An 18609-nucleotide genomic window follows, 5' to 3' on the forward strand; every position below is an offset into this window, starting at 1 on the left:
AACCGTTCTGTCGCAGGCAAGTTCCACCTGGCCGTGCTGGACAGAACAAATGTGGAACCTTAGGTTGGGCGGATGGCGGTTCTAGACCTCAAGCGCAAGCTCGCCATCCTCTCCGATGCGGCCAAGTACGACGCGTCCTGCGCCTCCTCCGGGAGCGTGAAGCGCGACTCCATGGGTGGGAAGGGCGTGGGCTCCACCGACGGGATGGGCATCTGTCATGCCTATGCGCCGGACGGCCGATGCATTTCGTTGCTCAAGATCCTCCTGACCAACTTCTGCGTCTACGACTGCGCCTACTGCGTGAACCGGGTCAGCTCGAATACGCCCCGAGCGCGGTTCACCCCGGAGGAGGTGGTCGACCTCACACTCGGCTTCTACAAGCGCAACTACATCGAGGGGCTGTTCCTCTCGTCCGGCATCATCCGCAACGCCGACTATACGATGGAGCAGCTTGTCCGGGTCGCGAAGCTGCTGCGCGAGGTCCATGACTTCCGCGGCTACATCCACCTGAAGGTGATCCCCGAAGCGTCGCCGGCCCTGGTGAATGAGGCGGGTCTCTACGCCGACCGCCTGTCGATCAACATCGAGCTGCCGAAGGACGAGAGCCTGGCCGCCTTCGCTCCGGAGAAGGATCTCGGCGACATCAAGAAGGCCATGGGCGCGGTGCGCGTGGGCGTCGACGCCGCCAAGGAGCCGGCGCGTAAGGCGAGGCCTCCGAAGTTCGCGCCCGCTGGTCAGTCGACCCAGATGATCGTCGGCGCCGACGGGGCGTCGGACGGCGAGATTCTCAAGCGCTCGGAGACGCTGTACGGGGCCTACCGGCTGCGGCGGGTCTACTATTCCGCCTTCTCGCCGATCCCGGACTCCACCGCGCGTCTGCCGCTACAGCGGCCGCCGCTGGTGCGCGAGCACCGCCTCTACCAGGCGGACTGGCTGATGCGCTTCTACGGTTTCGAGCGCGCCGAGATCATCGGCGAGGGCGAGGACCTCGACCTCACCGTCGACCCCAAGCTCGCCTGGGCGCTGCGCAACCGTGGCGACTTCCCCGTCGACCTCAACAGCGCCGACCGTGAGCGGCTGCTGCGGGTGCCTGGGCTTGGCGTCCGCGCCTGCGATCGCATCCTCGACCTACGCGGCCACAAGCGCATCGTACTGGAGGACGTGAAGCGCCTGTCCCGCGGCCTCGCCAAGCTGAAGCCCTTCATCGTCACCGACGACTGGCGGCCGGGCGGTCTTACTGACGCCGCGGACCTGAAGGCGAGGCTGGCGCCGCCGCCGAAGCAGCTGGAGCTTTTCTGATGGAGGTCGTGCGGCTGGCCTCCGAGACCGACCTGGCAGGCTGGCGCAACGCCGCGCGCAACCTTCGCGCAGCCGGCGTCCCTCCGGAGGCCGCGCTCTGGACCGTCGATGGCGACGCCAGCCTGTTCGCCGGCGAGGGGGGGCCAGCGCCCGCGGCGGGCGCCGCCCCCTTCACCGTTCCGCGCGAGTTCGTTGAACTCGCCCAGCAGGTGATCCTCTACCGGTCGGACGAGCGCTTTTCCCTGCTTTACCGCCTGCTCTGGCGGCTGCAGGTCGAGCCGAACCTGATGAAGATCACGACCGATCCGGACGTCGACAAGGCCCGCCTTTTCGCCCGGGCAGTCTCGAAGGCCGCCCACAAGATGAAGGCGTTCGTCCGCTTCCGGGAGGTCTCCGACGAGGATGGGGAGGCCTTCGTCGCCTGGTTCGAGCCCGCTCACCGCGTCACCGAGGCCACCGCACCGTTCTTCGCCAAGCGCTTCGCCAACATGCGCTGGTCGATCCTGACGCCGGACGCCTGCGCCCACTGGGACACCCACACCCTGAGTTTCACGCGCGGCGCCGACCCTGCCGATGCGCCGATCTCGGACGCGCTGGAGGACTACTGGCGCACCTACTACGCCTCGATCTTCAACCCCGCCCGGCTGAAGGTTTCGGCCATGCAGAAGGAGATGCCCAAGCGCTATTGGCGGAACCTGCCGGAAGCCGGGCTCATTCCCGAACTGATCGCCCAAGCCGAGGCGAGGACGAGCGAGATGGTCCGCCAGGCGCCTTCAGAACCCGAACGCCGCATCGTCAAGGCTGAGCCCCGCGCCCGCGCCGCCGCGGCCGACGGCAGGATCGAGGGCCGCGCGCCCGCCAGTCTCGAGGAAATCGCCGAGGCCATCCAGGTCTGTCGCCGTTGCGACCTCTGGCGCGACGCCACGCAAGGCGTGCCCGGCGAGGGGCCGAAGCAGGCGCGGCTGATGTTCGTCGGCGAACAGCCCGGCGACCAGGAAGACCTCGCCGGTCACCCGTTCGTGGGTCCCGCCGGCCAGATGCTGGACAAGGCGCTGGCCGAGGCCGGCGTGCCGCGCGCCGAGACCTACGTCACCAACGCGGTGAAGCACTTCAAGCACGAACTGCGCGGCAAGCGGCGCATCCACCAGACGCCGAATACGAGCGAGGTGAGCGCCTGCCGCTGGTGGCTCGACCACGAGCGGCAGCTGGTTCGGCCGCGCGTGATCGTCGCCCTGGGCGCGTCGGCAGGCTTGTCGGTCTTCGGCAAGCCGACCCCCATCGCCAAGTTCCGCCAGCAGGGCCTGCAGCTGCCTGACCAAACCCAAGGCGTCGTCACCTATCACCCGTCCTACCTGCTGCGCGTGCCGGACGCGGACGCCAAGGCCAAGGCCTACGCCATGTTCGTCGAGGACCTGAAGTTCGCCTGGAAGCTGGCGGCCTAGAGGAGAACGCCGATGACCGACCCCGCGCCAACCCACATCGACCAGCAGGACCCAGGCAAACCGTCGGGCCTCTCGATCCGCGAGGAGGCCGACCGCGAGATCGAAGCCTACGACGACCTCGCCAACCTCATCCTGCTAATGCCGGAGGAGCGCTGGGCGGAGTTCCTTGAGGGTGAAGGCGTCCAGGCCGCCGACGCCGAAGGCGAAGCGCGATACCGCGGCGTGCTCTTCCGGAAGGCGGCCGTCACCGCGGTCGTCGCCCAGGAAGGCTTCTGACGCCGGCCGTCGCCAAGCTTTGCAATTCGCTGCTGCGCATCCCGCAGACCTTTGTTAGGTCAGCCCCTCCATGTCGGAGGGGTATCCATGCGTCAGCTCTCGGCGGTTGGAGCCGCCATCTTTGTCCTTGCCGCGTCTCCGGCGTTCGCCCAGCCGGCGGACCTCACGGCCCAGACCCGCCAGTTCCTGGACGCCTACGCCCGCGGCGACAAAGCGGCCGTCCTCTCCCAGCTCGATCCGTCCATCGTCATGTACGGCAGCGACGCCGCGGAGCTGTTCCGTGGCCCCGACGCTGTCGCGGGCCTGTTGGACCTGGATCAGAAGCTGTGGGGCGGGTCCGCGACCATCGGCGAGATCAAGGACCTCACCGTGACCGAGGGCTCCGACCTGCGCGTCGCCACCTTCCATGCGCCGTTCTCGGTCGGCGGTCGGCCGCCGCTACCGGTGCGCTTCACCATGGTCTGGAAGCGCTCGCCGGACGGCTGGCGGCTGGTCCACAGCACCAACACCGTGCCGACCACCGGGCAGAGCGCCGAGGCGCTGCTGAAGGGAGGCTAGATCGAGCCTTCCTTTTCGATGACCAGCACGCGCGCGGGACCAATCGGGTGGGCGACGTGCGCGTCGCCGGCCTCCGCCACGAACATGTCCGAGGGACTTAAGCGTACAGCCTTTTCGGAGCCGGCCTCGCGATAGCGCATCTCGACCTCGCCCTCGAGCACCAGGAAGACCTCGACCCCGTCGTTGACGTGCCAGTCGTAGGGCTGGTCCGTCCAATGCAGGCGCACGCTGGCGCCCTCCACCCGGGCGATGTCGCGCGCCCCCAGGCGCGAGGGGCTGTGAAGGTGCGGGCGTCGTTGACGATCTTCGGCATGGCAGGGATATGGCGCAGCTTCGCCGTCACGCCAGTCGTCTGGCCGAAATCGTCACGAAGCTTGTCCGGATCGGCGGCGTTAAGCCAGGAAGCCGGCTTCGGCGAAGTCCAGCATCCGCTTCAGCAGCGCCGCCACGTCGCCCTCGCGGGTGGCGCCGCCGGACAGGTGGTGCAGCCGGTCGAACTCGGCGAAGCGGTTGTTGTGGACCATGCCCAGGACGAAGTGCAGCCGCCAGTAGACGTCTTCCTTCGGCAGGTCCGGTCGGGCCGCCAGCAGGGCGTCGGCGAAGCGCGCGAGGTGGCTGACGTCGTTGCGCAGCACATCCCGCATCTCCTCGGTCCCCTCTGAGCGGGCGCGGATGATGAACTGGATCGAGATGCGGCGTTCGTTGTCCGGGGCCGACCAGCGCAGAGGCGGTGCGAAATAGGCTTCGAGGATCTCACGCACCGGCGGGCGGCCGCCGTGCCGGCTGGCGGCCTCGTGCAGCTGCCTGGCGCGCTCGCGGTTCAGTTCGGACGTGCGGCGCTTGAAGATCTCGAAGAGCAGCGCGTCCTTCGAGCCGAAGTGATAGTTCACCGAGGCGAGGTTCACCCCGGCCTCGGCGGTGATGTCTCGCACCGAGACGTTCTGGAACCCGTGCAGGGCGAACAGCCGCTCGGCGGCGTTGAACACCGCGGCCTTGGTGGCGGCCTGGGCCTCCTCCGTCTCCGGCGGGTCCTGGATCAGGGGATCGTTCATGCGAATCCCTTAAGCATCCCGCGAGCTTAGGTCGATCTGGCGCAAGCGCACACCCATAAGCGTCAGCGCGCGAGCTCCTTCATCGCCTTCTCCAGTCCCTCGATCGTCAGCGGGAACATCCGGTCGTTCACCAGCTGCTTCAGCACGCCGATCGACGGCGTGTAGTCCCAGTGCCGTTCGGCGGTGGGGTTCAGCCACACGCAGTGCTCGTAGATCTGCGTCACCCGGTCGATCCAGACCGCGCCCGCCTCCTCGTTCCAGTGCTCCACCGAGCCGCCCGGATAGGTGATCTCGTAGGGGCTCATCGTGGCGTCGCCCACGAAGATGACCTTGTAGTCATGCGGGAACTTGTGGAGCACGTCCCAGGTCGGGATCTTCTCGGCGTGCCGGCGCCGGTTGTCCTTCCACACCGCCTCGTAGAGGCAGTTGTGGAAATAATAGAACTCCATGTTCTTGAACTCGGAGCGGGCGGCGCTGAACAGCTCCTCGCACACCTTGATGTGGCTATCCATAGACCCACCGATGTCGAAGAAGATCAGGACGCTGATCTTGTTGCGGCGCTCGGGACGCAGGTGAATGTCGAGATAGCCCTTCTCAGCAGTGCCCTTGATGGTGCCGTCGAGGTCCAGCTCCTCCGGCGCGCCGTCTCGGACCCACTTGCGGAGGCGGCGCAGGGCGACCTTGATGTTGCGGGTGCCGAGCTCGACCTGGTCGTCGAGGTTCTTGTACTCGCGCTGGTCCCAGACCTTCACCGCCTTGCCATGGCGGCTCTTGTCCTGGCCGATCCGGACGCCTTCGGGATTGTAGCCGTTGGCCCCGAACGGCGAGGTGCCGCCCGTGCCGATCATCTTGTTGCCGCCCTCGTGGCGCTCCTTCTGCTCACGGATCCGCTCGGCCAGCGCCTCCATCAGCTTGTCGAAGCCGCCCATGGCCTCGATCTGCGCCTTCTCCTCCTCGGTGAGGAATTTCTCGGACAGCTTCTTCAGCCACTCGGCCGGGATGTCGGCGGCCAGGCCTTCATCGACGCTCTCCAGGCCCTTGAAGACGTGGCCGAAGACGCGGTCGAACTTGTCCAGGTTCTTCTCGTCCTTCACCAGCGCCGCGCGGGACAGGTAGTAGAAGTCGTCGACCGAGCGATCGATGACGCCCTTGTCCAGGCCCTCCATCAGGGCGAGGTACTCCTTCAGCGTCACCGGCACGCGGGCCTCGCGGAGCTCGGTGAAGAAGCGCATGAACATCGGGGCGGGCTTTCGAACGTCCGTTTGAACGCCGAGGATGGGGCTCCGGCGCCCCGATGTCCAGTACGCGGAGCGCTCGCTAACCCTTCTCGCTGTCCAGCATCGCCATCATGGGCGTCGCATAGCGGTCTCCCGCCGCCGCGCCCTTCGGCATGGCGGCCGGCGCCGATCAGCGGGATGATGTCCTCGCCGCGTGACGCGACCCACGCGATGGCGGCCTGCGCCGGCGTGACACCAGCCGCCTCGGCGACGGTGCGCAGGGCTTCGGCCAGCTTCAGGTTCTTCTCCAGGTTCTCGCCCTGGAAACGCGGCGCATGCGCCCGGAAGTCGTGGCCCGTGGGGGCCGCCGTCATGTGGCCGCCGATCAGTCCGCGGGAGAGCACGCCGTAGGCGGTGATGGCGATCCCCAGTTCGCGGCAGGTCTCGAGCACGCCGTCCTCGATGCCTCGCGACAGCAGGCTGTACTCGATCTGCAGGTCGCTGATCGGGTGGACCGCGGCCGCCCGCCGGATGGTTTCCGAGCCCACCTCGGAGAGCCCGATGTGGCGAACGTAGCCGGCCTGCACCAGCTCGGCGATCGCGCCGATTCGAGCGCGCGGGGGAGAGCGTCCGCCTGGCGCCCGAAGGTCCGCTGATCTCCAGCAACCTCGCCCTCATGATGGAAGCGGCCGTCGCAGGCCTGGGCTTCGCCGCCGTGTTCGATGGCTATGTGCAGCCCTACCTCGAGCGCGGGGACCTGGTGGAGGTGCTGGCCGACTGGTCGGAGACGTTCGACGAACCCTATCTATACTACCCGAGCCGTCGCATTCCGCCGTCGCCGCTCAGGGCGTTCGTCGACTTCGTGCAGGCCCAGCGTCGGGGCTAGTTGTGGGCTTCCATCTCGCGGAGCTTGCGCCAGACGGTCATGCGCGACACGCCAAGCCGGCGTGCGATCTCCACGGGTCCGACGCCCGCCCGTTTCAGGGCCCGGATCTGCTGGACCTCGGCGGGGCTGCCGCGGCGCTTGCGCGTCGCGTCGGACGCCAGCGCGCCGACGGCCTGGAGCACGGCGCGCAGCGCGCGGCCGCTCTCGCCCTGGCTGCTGATGCCGGCGTCGGCGACGTAAAGCGTGGGCGCCGCGGGCTTCGAGTCGCGCCACGACGTCCAGGAGCTCGTGACTTGTGGTGGCCAGGTCTTCCAGCCGACCGACCACAAGCTGGTCGCCGGCGGCGATGAAGTCGAGGATCGAGGCCAGGACGGGCGCCGCCGCGCCTTCGGCCAGGGAGGCTTCGGTCCGGACGACCTGGCATCCGAGGTCTTCGAGAGCCTGGACCTGCTCGCCCAGGTTCGCGTCGCTGGGTCGAACGTAGCCGATCTTGAGCATGCCGCCCTCTGAAGCACTCGCCACTCGGAGTTCCAGAGTCCCAGAAGAGGCCTTCGAAGTGAAGGTCTCAGCAGGTTAAATCTCGGCAATATTCGCCCTGCATCCTGCCCGCTCAGCCGTATTAGCGTTCGGCGAACCCCAATTATGGCAGAATTGTAGCAAAATCTTCCGCGTTTCGTCTGAGGATGAACTCGGCGTCGACTGTCCGGCCGACATGGAAGCCGTATTCGCCCACCTTCTGGAAGCCTTGGCGGGCATAGAAGCGTTGCGCGCCGTAGTTCTCAGACCAGACGCCGATCCACACATTGCGTGGGCCATCCGCCAACAGCCAGGCCATCGTCTCCGAGAACAGCCGCTTGCCCAACCCGCCGCCCTGCCAGCCCTTCAGGAAGTAGATGCGTTTCAGCTCCCCACAGCCGTCCGTGACTTCGTCGTGGGGCAGGGCGCACGGTCCCGCCTGGGCATAACCGACCGGCCGGCCCCCGACCTCGACCAGCCAGGCCGCCTTGGCGGGGTCGGCGAGATCGGCCCGGGTCCGCGGTAGGCCGTAGGCCTCGCGCAGGAAGGTCGCCAGATCAGAGGGCGGATAGAGGTGGCCGAAGGTTTCGCTGAAGGTCTGGGCGCCGAGCGCCGACAGCGTCTCGGCGTCCTCCGGCCCCGCACGGCGGATCAAGGCGTCGCTCATCTGGCCCCCCGCGGCGTCCGTCGCGGATCGCCGGAATTCGAACTCGGGAGCGCCTTGCGTTAGGATGCCCCCCATGGACGTCGCGCTTTATACCCACGTGGACATGTTGGACCACCGTCCGGGCGAGGGTCACCCTGAGCGGCCGGAGCGGCTGCGGGCCGTGATCGACGCCCTCGACGACGCCTCGGACCTGGCCCTGATCCCCAACGACGCACCGCTCGCCGAGGAGCCGGATCTGGCCCGGGTCCACGACCCGGCTCACCTCCAGCGCATCTTCGGCCTGTCGCCGGCCCGCGAGCTGCACGTCCTCGACGAGGACACCTACATGTCGGCCGGCAGCCTGATCGCAGCGCGACGGGCGGCCGGGGCGGCTGTCCAGGCGGTGCGCGACGTGGCCCAGGGCCGGGCGCAGCGGGCGTTCTGCGCGGTCCGACCGCCCGGCCACCACGCCGAGCCCGGCCTGCCGATGGGCTTCTGCATCTTCTCCAACGTGGCCGTGGCGGCAAAGGCCGCCCAGGCGGCCGGGCTGAAGCGCGTCGCCGTGGTCGACTTCGACATCCATCACGGCAACGGCACCCAGGCTGCCTTCGCCGGTCAGGACGGCCTGCTTCTCGCCTCCATCCAGCAGTGGCCGATGTGGCCCGGCACCGGACACCCCTCCGAAAACGTCGCGGGCAATATCGCCAACGCCGTCGCCCCGCCCGGAGCGCCCGCCGCCGTCTGGCGCGGGGCTTTCGAAGGGCTGATGGACGAGGTCGACGCCTTCCGGCCGGATCTGATCATCGTGTCCGCCGGCTTCGATGCTCACCGGCGCGACCCGATCGGCGGCGCGGGCCAGAGCCTGGAGGAGGACGACTTCGCCTGGGCCACGCGGGCCATCGTCTCGGTCGCGGCCCGCACGGCCAAGGGTCGGGTTGTGTCCTCGCTCGAGGGCGGGTACGACCTCGAAGCTCTGGGCCGCTCCGCGCTTGCGCATGTGAGAGCCCTGGCGGACGGGTGAGGGGCTTTCAGTTGCGCTTTGGCGCCAACGGCAAGGGCGTACGGGTCTGATGAGTAGGGCCCTGACCGACGAGCCTCCGGCGAAGCCCGCCGCGATCCGCCATGGCGCGATCATCCTTGCGCGGCACGGAGAGCCGGCGCTGTCGCGCAAGGTCCGGCTGAATGCCGCCGAGTACCGCGAGTTCTGGGCCAATTACGAGATCCTGGGCCTGCTGCCGGGCCAGACGCCGCCCAAGCAGCTGCTGAGCTTCGTGGAATCCTGCGGGGCGCTGATCTCCTCGACCCGCCTGCGCTCGATCGAGAGCGTCCAGGCGCTGGCGAAGGATCGCGTCTTCGATCGCCACGACCTGCTGATCGAGGCGCCCCTCCCGCCGCCGAACTGGCCGCGCTGGATCCGGATGTCGCCCTCGCTCTGGGGCTTCTTCGCCCGCCTCTGGTGGTGGTTCTTCGACCATCACGAGGGGCAGGAGACGCGCTCCCAGGCCGAGGAGCGCGCAGATCGCGCCGCCGCCATGCTGATCGGCCTGGCCGCCAGCGGCGAGAACGTGGTGGTCCTCGCCCACGGCTTCTTCAACTTCATGGTCGGCCGGTCCTTGCGGAAGCTCGGCTGGAAGCTCGTCGAGAGCGAGGGCTACAAGTACTGGTCCATGCGTCGCTTCGAACGCGGCTGACCTCTTACGCCCTGAGCTTCTTCCACGGCCCGGTGATCGCCAGGGTCATCCCCGGGAAGTAGATGTTCACGAAGCAGGTCGAACCGTCCGGCGAGAAGCAGACCCCAGCGAGTTCGGTGTTGGGCGCCAGCGGCAGGGCGGGCTTCTGCGCATTGCGGCCGACCGTATAGATCTGCCCCTTGGGCGTGACCGCCTTCAGCATGTTGTAGCCGGCATACTTGTCCTCGCAGAGGAACAGATGCCCGTTCGGCGCGATGGCGAGGTTGTCGGGCATCGACAGCCGCTGCTTGTCGGTGGTCTCCAGGAACAGCTCGATGTCGCCGGGATGGTCCGCTTCGCCCGGCTTGCCCTCGTGCGGCGAGGGCCGATAGCGCATCACCTGGCCGTCGCGGCTCGGCCCGCCGCTGGTGCAGGTGAAATAGAGCTCGCCGTCCCCGAAGTAGATGCCCTCGCCTCGGGCGAAATAGGCCGCGCCCTTGCCGTGGCCCCGGTGGCGCAGGTCGTTGTGCGGGTTGTCCACGCCTTCGAGGTCCACCCAGACCACCTTTTTGCGGTCGCCCGTCTTCCAGAACGGCTTGTCCCAGTTCCGCGGGTCGGCGCTGGCGCCTTCGCGGAAGCCCAGCGCCTGCAGCCGGCCGCCGGCGTGCAGCCGCGCGGGATCGTTCGGCAGGTAGCGGTAGAACAGGCCTGAGCCGTCCGAGGCGTCCTCGGTCAGATAGACGATGCCCGTCCGCGGGTCGGTGGCCGTGGCCTCGTGCTTGTAGCGGCCCATGCTGGTGATGGGGGCGGGGTCGGCCAAGCCGCGCAGGTCGGCCGGAACCTCGAACACCCAGCCGTGGTCCTTCGTCCCGCCGTCGCCGGCCTTGATCTCGGTCTCCTCGCAGCTGAGCCAGCTGCGCTGCGGCGTGTGTCCGCCGGCGCAGTTCACCGCCGTCCCGGCGAGGCTCAGATGGTGCGTGACCAGGCGCTGCTGCTTGAGGTCCCAGACCAGAGTGGTCGTCCCGCCGTCCATCGGCACGCCGGACGCGATGCGGTCATAGGCCTTGTCGGCCGGAACCTTGGACGCGAGGCCCCCGTCCTTGCCGAAGGCCGAGCGGTCCGGCTCGGTGGGCCGCTGTTCGTGATTGCGCACCAGGATCACCCGGTTCCGGTCGGCGACGTCGGGGAAGCAGGCCATGCCGTCGTGCTTGCCGGGCGTCAGCAGGCCGTCGTCCATCACCTGTCCGGCGCGCGAGACCACCTTGTACGAGAAGCCCTCCGGCAGGTCGAAGACGCCGGCGGGGTCAGGCTGCAGCGGGCCGTAGCCCACGATGTCATCCTTGGAGCCGCCGAGCGATTGCGCGGTGGCGCGTGAGAGGCCGGCGAAGGCGGCGGAGGTGGCCGCGAGGGCCAGGAAGCTGCGACGGCTGACGGACATGATCTTCGGATTGCACCCCTGCTGGCCGCGAGCTATCCGCCGTCCGTTGCAATCCGATGACGGAGTCGCCGCCGGCCAGCCTTAGCGGGTGGACCGCCCGGGACGCCAGTTCTAGGTTCGCCGCAAGCCTGAAGAGAGACCTTATGTCCGAGCCCGCCGACATCGCCGCCATGAGCTTCGAGCAGGCGCTGGCCGAGCTGGAGCAGATCGTCGGGCGGCTGGAGTCCGGTCAGGCTCCGCTCGAGGACTCGATCCGGATGTACGAGCGCGGCGCGGCGTTGAAGGCCCACTGCGAGGCCCGCCTGGAAGCCGCGCGCCTGCGGGTCGAGAAGATCGTCATGGGCGCCAACGGCGGGCAGCCCTCGGCCGAGCCCGCCGAGTTCGGCTGATGGACCTCTCGCGCCGGGTGGCGGAGGCCGCCGACCTCGTGACGGTGGCGCTCGACGAGCTCCTTCCCCGGGCCGATGGGCCGGAGAGCCGGCTCACCGAAGCCATGCGCTATGCGGTGCTCGGGCCCGGCAAGCGGCTTCGCACCTTCTTCGCCCTCGAGACGGGCCGCATGTTCGATCTCGACGATCGGGCCGTCCTGCGCTCGGCCTGCGCGCTGGAGTGCATCCACGCCTACAGCCTCGTCCACGACGATCTGCCGTGCATGGACGACGACGACGTCCGCCGCGGGCGACCCACCGTGCATCGGGCCTACGACGAAGCGACGGCGGTGCTGGCCGGCGACGCCCTGCAGACCGCCGCCTTCGAGATCCTGGCCCACCCCGACACACATTCGGACGGCGGCGTGCGCAGCGAGCTGATCATGCGTCTGGCCCTGGCCTCGGGCGCCCGTGGCATGGCCGGCGGCCAGATGATCGACATCCTGGGCGTCCGTGACGACCTCGGCGGCGTCGCCCGGATGCAACGCCTGAAGACCGGCGCCCTGATCGCCTGCGCGTTCGAGCTGCCGCTGGTGCTGGCCCGCGCCAAGGAAGCCGAGCGCCACGCCTTGATGGCCTTCGCCCATGATCTGGGCCTGGCCTATCAGATCGTCGACGACCTGCTGGACGCCGAGGGCGACGAGGCGGCGATGGGCAAGGCGGCCCGCAAGGACGCCCAGAAGGGCAAGGCGAATTTCGTCACCCTGCTCGGCGTCGACGCCGCGCGCGAGCGCCTCGGCCTGCTCGAAAAGCAGACGAAATCCCACCTGGACCCCTTTGGCGACCGGGCCGATTTCCTGCGGGCCAGCGTCGATTTCGTGCTAGAGCGCCGGCAGTAGCCCGGAAAGACGTACCCGCGTTCCCCATGCCGCCCGCAACACCTCTCCTCGACAACGTCCATTCGCCCGCCGACACGCGCGGCCTCTCGATCCCGCAGCTGCGCCAGCTTGCGGACGAGGTGCGCGCCGAGACCATCGATGCGGTGTCGCAGACGGGCGGCCACCTCGGCGCAGGCCTGGGCGTGGTCGAGCTCACCGTGGCCCTGCACCACGTCTATGAGACGCCCAGGGACATCCTGATCTGGGACGTGGGCCACCAGGCCTATCCGCACAAGATCCTCACCGGTCGCCGCGACCGCATCCGCACCCTGAGACAGGGCGGCGGCCTTTCGGGCTTCACCAAGCGGGCCGAGAGCGAATACGACCCGTTCGGGGCCGCCCACGCGGCGACCTCGATTTCGGCGGCGCTCGGCTTCTGCGCGGCGCGCGACGCCGCCGGTCGCGACAACAGGGTGGTGGCCGTCATCGGCGACGGCTCGATGAGCGCCGGCATGGCCTATGAGGCCATGAACACCGCCTACGACACGACCAAGCAGCTCACCGTCATCCTGAACGACAACGACATGTCGATCGCGCCGCCTGTGGGCGGCATGAGCGCCTACATGGCGAGGCTTGTCTCGGGCGGCGGCTACCAGTCGCTGCGTAATGTCGGCAAGGCGGTCGCCAAGGCCTTCCCGCGCCCGATCCAGGAGGCCGCCCGCAAGGCCGAGGAATTCGCCCGCGGCATGGTCACCGGCGGCACGTTCTTCGAGGAGCTCGGCTTCTATTATGTCGGCCCGATCGATGGCCACGACATGGACGCCCTGGTCCACGTGCTGCAGAACGCCCGCAAGATCGACGACAAGCCCGTGCTGGTCCACGTCGTCACTCAGAAGGGCAAGGGCTACGCCCCCCGCCGAGAACGCCGCCGACAAGTATCACGGCGTGGTCAAGTTCGACGTCGTCACCGGCCAGCAGGCCAAGCCTGCCCAGGCCGGCGCGCCCAGCTACACCAAGGTCTTCGCCCAGGAGCTGATCAAGCACGCCGAGCGCGACGACAAGATCGTCGCCATTACTGCGGCCATGCCGTCGGGCACCGGTCTCGACCTCTTCGGTCAGAAGTTCCCGGACCGGACCTTCGACGTCGGCATCGCCGAACAGCACGCGGTGACCTTCGCCGCCGGCCTCGCCGCCGACGGCATGAAGCCCTTTGCGGCGATCTATTCCACCTTCCTGCAGCGCGGCTACGACCAGGTCGTCCACGACGTGGCGATCCAGGGCCTGCCGGTTCGCTTCGCCATCGACCGCGCTGGCCTGGTCGGCGCCGACGGTCCGACGCACGCCGGCTCGTTCGACGTCGGCTACCTCGGGCAACTCCCCGGCATGGTGCTGATGGGCCCGTCCGACGAGGCCGAGCTCGCGCGCGCCATCGCCACGGCCGTGGCTATCGACGGCCGGCCTTCGGCCTTCCGCTATCCGCGCGGCGAAGGCGTGGGCGTCGAGATCCCGGCGCTCGCCGACCCGCTGGAGATCGGTAAGGGCCGCATCGTCCGCGAGGGCACAGCGGTCGCGATCCTGTCGTTCGGCACGCGGCTGACCGAAAGCCTGCGGGCCGCCGACCTGCTGGCCGCGCGCGGCCTCTCCGCCACCGTCGCCGACGCCCGCTTCGCCAAGCCCCTCGACCTCGACCTGCTGCTTCGGCTCGCCCGCGAGCACGAGGCCCTGATCACGGTGGAGGAGGGCGCGCTGGGCGGCTTCGGCGCCTTCGTGCTGCATGCGCTGGCCGAGCACGGCGCGCTCGACCGTGGTCTGAAGATCCGCACGCTCACCCTGCCCGACGTGTTCCAGGATCAGGACAAGCCCGAGATCATGTACGCCCAGGCAGGGCTTGATGCCGAAGGCATCGTTCGCGCCGCGCTGGGCGCGCTGGGCGCCGACAACGCCTCGGCGGCGGGGCGCCGGGCCTAAGCCGCGCGGCAGCCTTCCACGAAGCGGCGCCCTTCGTCCGCCGCCGGCGGCAGCTGCGTCCGGCGGGCGCCGACCTGCACGGTCAGCGGCTCGCCGCGCCGGAAACGCTCGAGCGTCGGGTCGGTCGCCGCCGTCACCGCCTCGATAAGGAAGCCACCAGTCATCATGTCGGGCTGCGCCTCCGCCGGCCGACGCGAGGCGGCGCGCCCCACATGGAGGGTCATGACCGGCGCGGCGCGATCTTCATGGTCCACGAGCGTCACCAGCACCTCGCCGGAGCGAGGCTCGCAGGCCAGCATGAGGACCACATTGTCCGTGCCCGGCTCGCCGTAGGCCAGCTTGTTCTCGTCCGGCGTCTCGACGAGACCCCAGCTCATCGGCTCGACCGGGACGGGCGTCACCGGATGGGCGCAGGCCGCGACGCTGAGTGCGGCGAAAAGGCTGAAAAGACAACGGCGGCGCATGACGCTCCCTCTATGGGGTTAACGCCAGCGCCCGCGCATTGATCCCGATCACATTCTTAGAACGGCGAGAAGCGCTCGATCAGCGACTGGCCGGCCGGCGTCTTCTGCACGCGGCTGATGTCGCCGCGACCGCCGTAGCTGATACGCGCCTCGGCGATCTGGGTGTGGCGGATGGTGTTGGACGCCGTGATGTCCTCGGGCCGCACGATGCCCGCCACCGTCAGCTGCCGGATGTCGGTGTTCGTGCGGACCTCCTGGGTCCCCTGGATCGTCATGTTGCCGTTCGGCAGGATGCCAGTGACCACGGCGGCGATGGTCAGGCTGATCTTCTCGGCCCGGTTCACCGCGCCGGCCCCGGTGTTCGCGAACTTCGAGCTCGTCGAGATGGCGTTGGCGGGGTCGTACTCTCCCGGCAGCAGCCTGCCGAGGCTGCTCTCCAGGCCCAGCAGGTGGGGAATGCCGGCGGTGGCGCCCGAGCTGCGCGAGCTGGTCGTCGAATTGATCGTCTTGGCGCTGTCGTCGATGTCGATCTGCACCGTCAGGATGTCTCCCACCCGGCCGGCGCGCTGGTCGGTGAAGAACGTGCGGGCGCCGACACGCCACAGCGAGTTGGCGCTGGCCGGCTGGGGCAGGGGCTCGCGGACCGAGGCCAGGGGCACGACCTGCTGCTGCACGCCGACGATTGCGGCGGGGTACCCCACGGGGGCCAGTTCCGGGCCGCGCACCGCCTCGGTCACCGTCGAACAGGCGGCCAGCGGAGCGCCAAGAAGCAGGGGGGCGAGCAGGGCGAGGGGGGCGGAGACGCATGGGGGCTTCCTTCAGCGGAGCGCGACGCGGGTGGAACGGTTGAGCAGCTTGAGCTGGTCGGCGGCCGGGCCGACGGCGGCCTGGCCGGGACCGGTGACGACGGCCTGGACGACCTTCTTCGAGGAGACGTTCTGGACGTTGATGGTCTCGCCCACGCCGCCGCCGGTGACGGCCTTGGCCTGCAGGGCCAGGGACACGCCGTCGGCCTCGTAGGTCAGGGTGACGATCTCGCCGGCCTTCACCACCTCGACGGCGGCGATGTCGCGACCGGCCACGGCGGCGCCCATGCGCAGCGGCCGCCGGGCAGCGAGACCTACCACCATGTCCGGGTCCGACGGCGCGTCGGTCGGCGCCATGGCGGCCTTGCCCCAGATGAGATCGGTGGCCTGGATGGTTTCGCCCGCCATGATGTTGCGCGACCAGGTCAGCACCTCGACGTTGCCGCGCTGGGCCACGGCGGGCGCGCCGCCGCGCACGACGATCTGGCGGATGCCCTGGGCGTTGGCCCAGTCGAGGCCGGCGCGCCGCGCCGCGGCCTGAACCGTGGCGGCGTTCAGCATCATCGTCTGGCCCGTGCGCGCCGCGAGCGGGACGCCGGCCGCCGCGCCCGCGCCGTCGAACAGGTCGCCCAGGGTGACCAGGCCATCGGCGTCGGTCACGTCGGCCTTGAGTGTCACGGGCGTGCCCGCCAGCGCGGGGCCGGCGACCAGCAGGGCGGCGAAGGTGAGGGAGGCCAGCGCCTTCATGGCTCTACGCCTTCACCTGGTTGGCGGTCTGCAGCATGTTGTCGGCGGTTGAGATGACCTTGGAGTTCATCTCGTAGGCGCGCTGGGCGACGATCAGGGCGGTGATTTCCGACACCGCGTCGACGTTCGACGCCTCGGTGTAGCCCTGGATCAGGTGGCCGACGCCGTTCTCGCCCGGGACGCCCGTCGTCGGCGCGCCGGAGGCCGCGGTTTCCATGAACAGGTTCGAGCCCAGAGCCTTCAGCCCGCCCTCGTTGAGGAAGGTGGCGAGCTCCAGCTGGCCCACGACCGCGGGCGCGACCTGGCCAGCCTGGGTCACCTGCACCTGACCGCTCTTGGAGATGGCGATGTCGACCGCATCCTGCGGGATCGTGATGCCCGGCTGGATCTGGTAGCCGTCCTGGGTGACCAGCTGCCCCTGGTCGTTGACGGCCAGGTTGCCGGCGCGGCTGTAGGCCGTCTCGCCCGAGGGCAGCAGCACCTGCAGGTAGCCCAGCCCATCGATCGCCATGTCGAGCTTGTTGTCGGTGCGCGTCAGCGTGCCCTGGGTCTGGATGCGATAGACGCTGCCGGCCTTCACGCCCGCGCCCACCTGCACCCCCGTCGGCACGATGGTGCCCTGGTCCGAGGACTGGACGCCGGCCGCCTCGAACGTCTGGTAGAGCAGGTCCTGGAACTCCGCCCGCTGACGCTTGAAGCCGACGGTGTTCATGTTGGCGATGTTGTTCGAGATGACCTCGACGTTCAGCTGCTGGGCGGCCATGCCCGTCGCGGCGGTGCGGAGCGCTTGCATCGGACGCTATCCCCTTACTGGACCCGGCCCAGGCGCTCGACGGAGCGGCGCGACAGGTCGGCTTCGGAATCGATCATCTTGGCGGTGGACTCGTAGGCGCGGCTCACCTCGACCATGCGGGTGATCTGCAGGATGGCCTGGACGTTGGACCCTTCGAGCATGCCCTGCCGCAGGGCGGCCTCGGCCGCCGGCTGCGGCATCAGGTTCGAGGTGTTGCGGTACTGGTTGTCGCCGGTCTTCTCGAGCGCGGCGAGGCTCTCGAACGTGAACACGCCCACCTTGCCGATCCGCTCGGCGCCCTGGCTGACGGTGCCGTCCTTGGCGATGGAGACCGGCCCCTTCTCCGGGTCGATGGTGATCTCGCCGCCGCCCTCGTCCATCACCGGCTGCCCCTGCTGGGTCGTCAGGCGGCCGATCTCGTCGGTGCGGAAGCGGCCGTCGCGGGTGAACCGCTCGCCGTCGTCCGCCTGGACGCGGAAGAAGCCCTGGCCATCGATGGCCAGGTCCAGTTCGCCGCCCGTCTGGCGCAGCGCGCCCTGCCCGAAGTCCCGGGCAACGCCATCGGTCGAGACGAACTTCACCGGCTTGGGCCCGCCGAGCGTCATGGCCGGCGCCTGGGGATCGGTCTTGTGCAGCAGCGACTCCACCTTGAACCCGGTGGTGTCCAGGTTGGCGATGTTGTTCGCGATGATGTCCATCTCCTTGCGGAGCACCATCTGGCGCGACAGTCCGACGTAGAGGGCGTTGTCCATCTTAACCGGCAAGCCTTGCAGGGCGACGTTTTCAGCCCCTCTCGCTGCAAGGTTCGGGCCACTCCGAAACCTCAACAATTTCAACGGATAATAAAGTTAACGGGCGCCGGGCGGCGGAAAATGCCGGGCAGGCTTGGCCGCCGTTAAGGTCCGTTAAAAACCGGTTCTTAACCAAACCGGCGTCACACGTGTGCGGGACAGGATTCTAAGGAACGCGCGCGTGGCCAAGGACAAGGTCAAGGAGGCTCCGGAAGGCGAGGCTCCCGCCGAGGGCGAGGAGGGCGCTGCGCCGGCCAAGAAGAAGCTGCCGCTCAAGCTTCTCATCATCGGCGGCGTGGCCGCGGTGGTCGTGCTGGGCGGCGGCGGGACAGCCGCCTTCATGTTCCTTTCGCCCAAGCCCGACGAGGCGGCGGCCCACGGCGAGGCCAAGCCGAAGAAGAAGGAAAAGAAGAAGGAAGAGAAGGGCGCCAAGGGCAAGGAAGGCGAGAAGGGCGCCGCGGTTGTGCGCGAAGGCCCCGACGGCGTGGTCTTCTACACGATGCCCGACGTGGTCGTGAACATGCAGACCGCGGACGGTCGGCCCACCTTCCTGAAGCTGAAGCTCACCCTCGAGCTGCCCGACGAGGCGGCGGTCGAGGAGCTCGATCCGAACATGCCGAGGCTCCAGGACATGTTCCAGAGCTTCCTGCGCGAGCTGCGCCCGGAGGACCTGGCCGGCAGCCAGGGCAGCTATCAGCTCCGCATGGAGATCCTGCGCCGGGTGAACCTGGTGATCGCCCCATCCAAGGCCAACGCCGTCCTGATCGAGGAGATGCTCATCAACTAGGGCCTCC

General features: G+C 68.9%; 22 protein-coding genes and 2 pseudogenes. 11 read left to right on the forward strand and 13 right to left on the reverse strand.

What is annotated here, in order from left to right:
• The first annotated feature begins 72 nt into the window (after positions 1-72).
• From LRS10_RS12390 to LRS10_RS12405, 4 genes are all read left to right on the forward strand, one after another.
• Positions 73-1299: a putative DNA modification/repair radical SAM protein gene (locus LRS10_RS12390; RefSeq protein ID WP_257837529.1), complete on the forward strand. Its 1227-nt coding sequence runs from the start codon at positions 73-75 to the stop codon at positions 1297-1299.
• Entirely contained in the window at positions 1299-2741 is a 1443-nt protein-coding gene (locus tag LRS10_RS12395; protein ID WP_257837530.1) for a UdgX family uracil-DNA binding protein, read from the forward strand. The genes LRS10_RS12390 and LRS10_RS12395 overlap by 1 nt, the downstream gene beginning before the upstream one ends.
• Before the next feature lie 12 nt (positions 2742-2753).
• A complete protein-coding gene (locus LRS10_RS12400; protein ID WP_257837531.1) occupies positions 2754-3017 on the forward strand; it encodes a hypothetical protein in 264 nt (87 codons plus the stop codon).
• Positions 3018-3104: 87 nt separating this feature from the next.
• The gene (locus LRS10_RS12405) at positions 3105-3575 is read left to right on the forward strand and encodes a nuclear transport factor 2 family protein (RefSeq protein WP_257837532.1); all 471 of its coding nucleotides are present in this window, start codon (positions 3105-3107) and stop codon (positions 3573-3575) included.
• On the opposite strand, the gene LRS10_RS12410 is transcribed toward LRS10_RS12405, so the two are convergent.
• The 4 genes from LRS10_RS12410 to LRS10_RS12425 all read right to left on the reverse strand — a co-directional run bounded on the left by LRS10_RS12410 (position 3572) and on the right by LRS10_RS12425 (position 6431).
• Positions 3572-3802, reverse strand: a complete 231-nt coding sequence (locus LRS10_RS12410) for a cupin domain-containing protein (protein WP_257837533.1) — start codon at positions 3800-3802, stop codon at positions 3572-3574. The genes LRS10_RS12405 and LRS10_RS12410 overlap by 4 nt on opposite strands.
• 165 nt (positions 3803-3967) lie before the next feature.
• On the reverse strand, positions 3968-4627 hold the full coding sequence (locus LRS10_RS12415; protein ID WP_257837534.1) for a TetR/AcrR family transcriptional regulator: 660 nt from the start codon (positions 4625-4627) through the stop codon (positions 3968-3970).
• A 62-nt stretch (positions 4628-4689) separates the two neighbouring features.
• A complete protein-coding gene (locus LRS10_RS12420) occupies positions 4690-5865 on the reverse strand; it encodes a VWA domain-containing protein (protein WP_257837535.1) in 1176 nt (391 codons plus the stop codon).
• Positions 5817-6431, reverse strand: a complete 615-nt coding sequence (locus LRS10_RS12425) for an aldo/keto reductase (protein WP_257837536.1) — start codon at positions 6429-6431, stop codon at positions 5817-5819. Before LRS10_RS12425 ends, LRS10_RS12420 begins: the two co-directional genes overlap by 49 nt.
• 47 nt (positions 6432-6478) lie before the next feature.
• Between LRS10_RS12425 and LRS10_RS12430 the strand changes: the two genes are divergently transcribed.
• Positions 6479-6730: a LysR substrate-binding domain-containing protein gene (locus tag LRS10_RS12430; RefSeq protein ID WP_257839152.1), complete on the forward strand. Its 252-nt coding sequence runs from the start codon at positions 6479-6481 to the stop codon at positions 6728-6730.
• Here LRS10_RS12430 and LRS10_RS12435 read toward each other — a convergent pair.
• The 3 genes and pseudogenes from LRS10_RS12435 to LRS10_RS12445 form a co-directional block, all read right to left on the reverse strand.
• Complete coding sequence (locus LRS10_RS12435) at positions 6727-6912, reverse strand: helix-turn-helix domain-containing protein (protein ID WP_257837537.1); 186 nt, start codon at positions 6910-6912, stop codon at positions 6727-6729. The two genes, LRS10_RS12430 and LRS10_RS12435, sit on opposite strands and share 4 nt — an antisense overlap.
• 121 nt (positions 6913-7033) lie before the next feature.
• A pseudogene (locus tag LRS10_RS25150) lies at positions 7034-7228 on the reverse strand (transposon DNA-invertase); the annotation flags it as partial.
• A gap of 142 nt (positions 7229-7370) precedes the next feature.
• Positions 7371-7913: a GNAT family N-acetyltransferase gene (locus LRS10_RS12445; protein WP_257837539.1), complete on the reverse strand. Its 543-nt coding sequence runs from the start codon at positions 7911-7913 to the stop codon at positions 7371-7373.
• Between the two features lie 73 nt (positions 7914-7986).
• Between LRS10_RS12445 and LRS10_RS12450 the strand changes: the two genes are divergently transcribed.
• On the forward strand, positions 7987-8913 hold the full coding sequence (locus LRS10_RS12450; protein WP_257837540.1) for a histone deacetylase family protein: 927 nt from the start codon (positions 7987-7989) through the stop codon (positions 8911-8913).
• 49 nt (positions 8914-8962) lie between these two features.
• Positions 8963-9583: a histidine phosphatase family protein gene (locus LRS10_RS12455; protein WP_257837541.1), complete on the forward strand. Its 621-nt coding sequence runs from the start codon at positions 8963-8965 to the stop codon at positions 9581-9583.
• Positions 9584-9587: 4 nt separating this feature from the next.
• On the opposite strand, the gene LRS10_RS12460 is transcribed toward LRS10_RS12455, so the two are convergent.
• Entirely contained in the window at positions 9588-11000 is a 1413-nt protein-coding gene (locus tag LRS10_RS12460; RefSeq protein ID WP_257837542.1) for a PhoX family protein, read from the reverse strand.
• A gap of 143 nt (positions 11001-11143) precedes the next feature.
• Here LRS10_RS12460 and LRS10_RS12465 point away from each other — a divergent pair, with 143 nt between their 5' ends.
• The 3 genes and pseudogenes from LRS10_RS12465 (at position 11144) to dxs (ending at position 14214) form a co-directional block, all read left to right on the forward strand.
• Positions 11144-11389: an exodeoxyribonuclease VII small subunit gene (locus tag LRS10_RS12465; protein WP_257837543.1), complete on the forward strand. Its 246-nt coding sequence runs from the start codon at positions 11144-11146 to the stop codon at positions 11387-11389.
• Positions 11389-12267, forward strand: coding sequence for a polyprenyl synthetase family protein (locus tag LRS10_RS12470; RefSeq protein ID WP_374569895.1), 879 nt, complete (start codon positions 11389-11391; stop codon positions 12265-12267). The genes LRS10_RS12465 and LRS10_RS12470 overlap by 1 nt, the downstream gene beginning before the upstream one ends.
• 26 nt (positions 12268-12293) lie before the next feature.
• Positions 12294-14214 (forward strand): annotated as a pseudogene (gene dxs / locus LRS10_RS12475) (1-deoxy-D-xylulose-5-phosphate synthase).
• On the opposite strand, the gene LRS10_RS12480 reads toward dxs, so the two are convergent.
• The 5 genes from LRS10_RS12480 to flgF are packed head-to-tail and all read right to left on the reverse strand — an operon-like array spanning position 14211 to position 17776.
• Positions 14211-14678: a hypothetical protein gene (locus LRS10_RS12480; protein ID WP_257837544.1), complete on the reverse strand. Its 468-nt coding sequence runs from the start codon at positions 14676-14678 to the stop codon at positions 14211-14213. The pseudogene dxs and the gene LRS10_RS12480 overlap by 4 nt on opposite strands.
• 56 nt (positions 14679-14734) lie before the next feature.
• Positions 14735-15463 (reverse strand): flagellar basal body L-ring protein FlgH, encoded by a 729-nt coding sequence (gene flgH, locus LRS10_RS12485; RefSeq protein WP_257839154.1) that lies wholly within the window; start codon positions 15461-15463, stop codon positions 14735-14737.
• Positions 15464-15496: 33 nt separating this feature from the next.
• Positions 15497-16231, reverse strand: a complete 735-nt coding sequence (gene flgA, locus LRS10_RS12490; RefSeq protein WP_257837545.1) for a flagellar basal body P-ring formation chaperone FlgA — start codon at positions 16229-16231, stop codon at positions 15497-15499.
• A gap of 4 nt (positions 16232-16235) precedes the next feature.
• Entirely contained in the window at positions 16236-17024 is a 789-nt protein-coding gene (flgG, locus tag LRS10_RS12495; RefSeq protein ID WP_257837546.1) for a flagellar basal-body rod protein FlgG, read from the reverse strand.
• A gap of 14 nt (positions 17025-17038) precedes the next feature.
• Positions 17039-17776: a flagellar basal-body rod protein FlgF gene (flgF, locus tag LRS10_RS12500; RefSeq protein WP_257837547.1), complete on the reverse strand. Its 738-nt coding sequence runs from the start codon at positions 17774-17776 to the stop codon at positions 17039-17041.
• 220 nt (positions 17777-17996) lie between these two features.
• On the opposite strand from flgF, the gene LRS10_RS12505 reads away from it, so the two are divergent.
• Positions 17997-18602: a flagellar basal body-associated FliL family protein gene (locus tag LRS10_RS12505; RefSeq protein WP_257837548.1), complete on the forward strand. Its 606-nt coding sequence runs from the start codon at positions 17997-17999 to the stop codon at positions 18600-18602.
• Positions 18603-18609 lie beyond the last annotated feature (7 nt).

The sequence above is a fragment of the Phenylobacterium sp. J426 genome (assembly GCF_024699945.1).
Taxonomy (GTDB): Bacteria; Pseudomonadota; Alphaproteobacteria; order Caulobacterales; family Caulobacteraceae; genus Phenylobacterium.

What these genes read in the sequence shown, in the direction of transcription:
- LRS10_RS12390 (WP_257837529.1), top strand. Translation starts at nt 73, where the DNA reads ATGGCGGTTCTAGACCTCAAGCGCAAGCTCGCCATCCTCTCCGATGCG.
- LRS10_RS12395 (WP_257837530.1), top strand. Translation starts at nt 1,299, where the DNA reads ATGGAGGTCGTGCGGCTGGCCTCCGAGACCGACCTGGCAGGCTGGCGC.
- LRS10_RS12400 (WP_257837531.1), top strand. Translation starts at nt 2,754, where the DNA reads ATGACCGACCCCGCGCCAACCCACATCGACCAGCAGGACCCAGGCAAA.
- LRS10_RS12405 (WP_257837532.1), top strand. Translation starts at nt 3,105, where the DNA reads ATGCGTCAGCTCTCGGCGGTTGGAGCCGCCATCTTTGTCCTTGCCGCG.
- LRS10_RS12415 (WP_257837534.1), bottom strand. Translation starts at nt 4,627, where the DNA reads ATGAACGATCCCCTGATCCAGGACCCGCCGGAGACGGAGGAGGCCCAG.
- LRS10_RS12420 (WP_257837535.1), bottom strand. Translation starts at nt 5,865, where the DNA reads ATGTTCATGCGCTTCTTCACCGAGCTCCGCGAGGCCCGCGTGCCGGTG.
- LRS10_RS12445 (WP_257837539.1), bottom strand. Translation starts at nt 7,913, where the DNA reads ATGAGCGACGCCTTGATCCGCCGTGCGGGGCCGGAGGACGCCGAGACG.
- LRS10_RS12450 (WP_257837540.1), top strand. Translation starts at nt 7,987, where the DNA reads ATGGACGTCGCGCTTTATACCCACGTGGACATGTTGGACCACCGTCCG.
- LRS10_RS12455 (WP_257837541.1), top strand. Translation starts at nt 8,963, where the DNA reads ATGAGTAGGGCCCTGACCGACGAGCCTCCGGCGAAGCCCGCCGCGATC.
- LRS10_RS12460 (WP_257837542.1), bottom strand. Translation starts at nt 11,000, where the DNA reads ATGTCCGTCAGCCGTCGCAGCTTCCTGGCCCTCGCGGCCACCTCCGCC.
- LRS10_RS12465 (WP_257837543.1), top strand. Translation starts at nt 11,144, where the DNA reads ATGTCCGAGCCCGCCGACATCGCCGCCATGAGCTTCGAGCAGGCGCTG.
- LRS10_RS12470 (WP_374569895.1), top strand. Translation starts at nt 11,389, where the DNA reads ATGGACCTCTCGCGCCGGGTGGCGGAGGCCGCCGACCTCGTGACGGTG.
- LRS10_RS12480 (WP_257837544.1), bottom strand. Translation starts at nt 14,678, where the DNA reads ATGCGCCGCCGTTGTCTTTTCAGCCTTTTCGCCGCACTCAGCGTCGCG.
- flgA (WP_257837545.1), bottom strand. Translation starts at nt 16,231, where the DNA reads ATGAAGGCGCTGGCCTCCCTCACCTTCGCCGCCCTGCTGGTCGCCGGC.
- flgG (WP_257837546.1), bottom strand. Translation starts at nt 17,024, where the DNA reads ATGCAAGCGCTCCGCACCGCCGCGACGGGCATGGCCGCCCAGCAGCTG.
- flgF (WP_257837547.1), bottom strand. Translation starts at nt 17,776, where the DNA reads ATGGACAACGCCCTCTACGTCGGACTGTCGCGCCAGATGGTGCTCCGC.